The organism is Planctomycetota bacterium (genome assembly GCA_026387035.1).
GTDB lineage: Bacteria > Planctomycetota > Phycisphaerae > FEN-1346 > FEN-1346 > JAPLMM01.
Map to the genome: position 1 here is coordinate 1 of JAPLMM010000242.1, position 4,153 is coordinate 4,153.

The window sequence follows — 4,153 nt, forward strand, 5'->3', positions numbered from 1 at the left end:
TTGCCCGCCACCACGCGGAACTTCCCGCTGTGCATCTTCAGCGCCCGCACCGTCGCCACCAGGACGACGCAGTCGGGCACGAGGCCGCTGGCGCGGCACTTGATGTTCATGAACTTTTCCATGCCGATGTCCGCGCCGAAGCCCGACTCGGTGACCGTGTAATCCGCCAGGCGCGTCGCGATCATGTCCGCGATAATCGACGAATTGCCGTGCGCGATGTTCGCAAACGGCCCGGCATGGACGAAGCACGGCGTGTGTTCGAGCGTCTGCATGAGGTTGGGCTTGATGGCGTCCTTCATGAGGACGGCCATGGCGCCGGCGACCTTGAGGTCTTCGCACGTGACGGGCTTTCCGTCGCGCGTGTAGGCGGCGATCATTCGGCCCAGGCGTTCGCGGATGTCCTCGAGGCCGGTCGTCAGGCCGAGGATGGCCATCACCTCGCTCGCGACGGCGATGTCGAAACCGGTCCGGCGGACGATGCCCGACCCCAGACCGGTGATCACGTCGTCGAGGGCCCAGCGGTCGCTGATGTCGAGCACGCGCCGGAGCGACGGCGCATACGGGTCGATGTTCAGGGGGTTTCCGTGATAAATGTGATTGTCGACGAACGCGCACGCCAGGTTGTTCGCCAGCCCGACCGCGTGGATGTCGCCCGTGAGATGCAGATTGAAGTCCTCCATCGGTACGACCTGGCTGAACCCGCCGCCCGCCGCCCCGCCCTTGATGCCGAAGACGGGGCCGAGGCTCGGCTGGCGGATGCAGGTGCAGACGTTCTTGCCAATGTGCGCGAGGCCCTGCGAGAGGCCGATCGTGGTGACGGTCTTGCCCTCGCCCAGGGGCGTCGGCGTGATGGCGGTCACATCGATGTATTTTCCGCGCTTCCTCTTGGCGAGTCGGCCGAGGATCGCGAGGTCGACCTTCGCCTTATAGTTGCCGTAGAGTTCGAGTTCGCTTTCCTGGACGCCCAATTCGTTCGCGATTTCACGAATGGGTTTCAACTTGGCCTTTTGGGCGATCTCCAGGTCACTGAGCATCAGGCGTCTCCTTGAAATGCAGGGCGTGCTCCCTATAAGCCGCAGTGCCGCCACCGAGGCAGATGGTTCCTGAGCCGAAGGCGTGGCTGAGTCTACGCCCTCTTGTCCCAGGGCGTCAAGACATTTTGCCCAAAGGCGAAACGCAATCGTGAAACCTTTCACGGAGTATTCGTTTTCGCCCACTTCTCCACCTTGACACCTGTCTGCGGGACGCCTATCCTAAGATGGGCCGTGGGAGCATGGCATCGCAGCCTCCGCCGAATGTGCCATCTGGAAGTAGGAGCCTGGGCCGCCCATGAAAATCGCGATCACAGGCAAAGGCGGGGTCGGCAAGACGACGGTCACGGCCGTCTGGGGCGAGGCCTTCCGTGCCGATGGGCGCCGCGTCCTCCTGATTGATGCGGACCCCGACGCGAACCTCGCTGCCGCCCTGGGCGTCCCCGCAGGCGAATGGCCGAAACCGCTCGTCGCCCTCAAGGACCTCATCAAGGAACGCACCGGCGCCGACCCGGACCAGGTCGGCCAGTATTTCCGCCTGAATCCGCATGTGGAAGACCTTCCGGATTCGTACGCCGTCTCGGTTCACGGATTGAAGTTGCTGGTGCTCGGCGGCATCCGCGGCGGGGGCAAAGGATGCGCCTGCCCGCAGGGTGCGTTCCTGAAGGCGATGATGCGGCACCTGATGCTCCGCCGCGACGAGGTGCTCCTCGTGGACATGGAGGCGGGCCTGGAGTTTCTCGGCCGCGCGTCGGTCATGGGGACGGACGCGCTGGTGATCGTGGTCGAGCCCGGTCGGCGGAGCCTGGAGACGGCGGCGGGCATCGCCCGCATGGGCCGCGAGATCGGCATCAAGCGCTTCGGCGCGGTGCTGAATAAGGTAACGGACCCCGGCCAGGTGGCGGTGGTGCAAGGCGCGCTGCCGGAAGGCGTGGAACTCCTCGGCCACGTGCCGTACAGCCCTGCCCTTCAGCGGGCGGACCTCGAGGGCCGCTCGGTGCTCGGCGTGGACGCCAAGGCGGAAGCGGCCCTGGGGGAAGCCCGGCGGAAAATGGAAGCGTTGATCGGGGCGGAAGCGCCCGCTCGCGGCTAAGGAAGAGGTGGACGATGGCGAAGACGAAATCCAAGGCGAAATCGAAGGCGTCCGGCCGGATGATCGTCTGCCGGATTGAACGCTGCCTGGGGTGCCGGTCGTGCGAGATCGCCTGCGCGCTGGCGCACGCGGCGTCGGACAACCTTTACGATGCCTCCGCGTTGAGCCGGCGGGCGCCGGGGCTTGCCCAATGCAGTGTCAGCACTGCGAGGACGCGCCGTGCATGGAGGCTTGTCCGAGCGGCGCGCTGCGTCGTGCAACCGAGAACGGGCCGGTCCTTGTCGATGCCGAGCGGTGCATCGGGTGCAAGTTCTGCGTGATGGCATGTCCGTTCGGGGCGATTGAGATGTCGCGCGACGGCCGGGCGGTGGTCAAGTGCGACCTGTGTATCGAGCGGACGGAGGCCGGCAAGGAGCCCGCGTGTGTCTCGGCCTGTCCCACCCGGGCGCTCGCGTTCGTGGAGATTGAGGAATACAACCGCCGGAAGCGCCAGGCGGCCGCCGAGATGCTTCTGGCCGCGCAGAAAACCGGCGAGCGATGACGCAGGCATTCGGCGGGCCTGGAGGAACGCCAATGGTCACGGTGACGGTGTGCGTGGGAAGTTCCTGCCACCTGAAGGGTGCGCGCGAGGTCATTGTGCGTTTCAACGGGCTGCTTGAAGAACTGGGCCTGGCGGACAAGGTGGCGCTGAAAGGCTCGTTTTGCATGGAACGGTGCGGCGAGGGGGTGAATTGGCAGATCGACGACGAGCCCCTGACGAGTGGAAGCGTGGATGAGGCGATTGCAACGTTCCGCGAACGGGTGACGGCGGCCGTGACAAAAGGGCCTGCGGCCGAGCCAGGAGAGACGGCATGAGGTCCTCGGACAGCCAAATCACGGCGGTGCACGCCAGCGCGATCCTCAAGCACACGCCCAACGGGGTTGTGCTGGTGGACAAGGAGACGCGGATTCGTTTTGTGAACCCCGCGTTTCGGGCCATGTTCCATTGCGGCGACGACGAGATCGTCGGCAAGCGCGCGTCGGAGTTCGTGCACACGGACTGTTTTGAACGGCTTATCGCTGCGAGCGGGAACCTGATGGTCAAAGAGACGATCCCCGAACACGACATGAGTTTTCGCGTGGGGTTGTTTCCGATCGAGGGGGAAAACCTGTACTGCGGGATCTTCATTGACACCTCGGAAGAAGAGAAAGCCAGGCATCGCCTGGCCGAGTTGAGGGCCCAGACGCTCAAGCGCGCCCAAGAGGTGATTGAGCGCCAGATGCAGACGGCTCAGGAGATCGCCAGGCTCCTGGGCGAGGCCACCGCTGAAACCAAGGTGCTGCTGGTGAAGGTTATGTCCCTTTTTCAGGAAGAGCGATAGGGTATGCGGTTCTTCTACGAGTGGGGAACGAGGCAATTGCGCAAGCACAGTGAGGAGTTGTGCGGCGACAGCCTGGCCATCGCCCGCCACTCGGATTCCGTGACCCTGGCGCTTTCCGACGGGTTGGGGAGCGGCGTCAAGGCCAACATCCTGGCCACGCTGACGACGCGAATCGCCATGCACCTCTTGGAAAACGAGCTCCCGCTTTCGGAGGTGGTGGAGACACTGGGTAAGACCCTGCCGGTCTGCCAGGTGCGGAAACTGGCGTATAGCACGTTTGCGATTGCGCAGTTCTTCCGCGACGGCCGCGCGCGTCTCGTCGAGTTCGACACCCCGCCGGCGATCGTTCTGCGTGGGCGCAAGGTACTGCCGCTGCCCTCGAACGATCGGGAGATCGGCGGGAAGCGCATCCGCGAGTCCGTCGTGCGCGTGAAGTTGGGCGACTGGATTGTGTTTGTCTCGGACGGGGTTCTGAACGCCGGGATCGGCGGCGTCTATCCGCTGGGCTGGGGCTGGGAGCAGGCCGCCCGGTACCTGGAGACGCACGCGCATCCGGATTTGTCGGCCCAAAATGTGGCGGACAGGCTTGCGGACACAGTGTCGGAGCTTTATGCCGGGGCCCCGGGCGACGATGTCAGCATCGCGGTCATCAAGGTCCGCACCAAACT

At 64.8% G+C, this 4,153-nt stretch carries 6 protein-coding genes; 5 read left to right on the forward strand and 1 reads right to left on the reverse strand.

Going from position 1 to position 4,153, the window contains the following annotated elements; translation table 11 throughout:
- The coding region (locus tag NTX40_09045) for a formate--tetrahydrofolate ligase (GenBank protein ID MCX5649224.1) at positions 1-1,034 on the reverse strand (1,034 nt) is incomplete at its 3' end.
- Positions 1,035-1,329: 295 nt separating this feature from the next.
- Here NTX40_09045 and NTX40_09050 point away from each other — a divergent pair.
- The 5 genes from NTX40_09050 to NTX40_09070 all read left to right on the forward strand — a co-directional run.
- On the forward strand, positions 1,330-2,124 hold the full coding sequence (locus NTX40_09050) for an AAA family ATPase (GenBank protein MCX5649225.1): 795 nt from the start codon (positions 1,330-1,332) through the stop codon (positions 2,122-2,124).
- Positions 2,125-2,314: 190 nt separating this feature from the next.
- A complete protein-coding gene (locus NTX40_09055; GenBank protein ID MCX5649226.1) occupies positions 2,315-2,665 on the forward strand; it encodes a 4Fe-4S binding protein in 351 nt (116 codons plus the stop codon).
- Positions 2,666-2,697: 32 nt separating this feature from the next.
- Complete coding sequence (locus tag NTX40_09060; GenBank protein MCX5649227.1) at positions 2,698-2,979, forward strand: (2Fe-2S) ferredoxin domain-containing protein; 282 nt, start codon at positions 2,698-2,700, stop codon at positions 2,977-2,979.
- Complete coding sequence (locus NTX40_09065; protein MCX5649228.1) at positions 2,976-3,485, forward strand: PAS domain-containing protein; 510 nt, start codon at positions 2,976-2,978, stop codon at positions 3,483-3,485. Before NTX40_09060 ends, NTX40_09065 begins: the two co-directional genes overlap by 4 nt.
- Positions 3,486-3,488: 3 nt before the next feature.
- A partial coding sequence (locus tag NTX40_09070) for a SpoIIE family protein phosphatase (protein MCX5649229.1) occupies positions 3,489-4,153 on the forward strand: 665 nt, incomplete at its 3' end.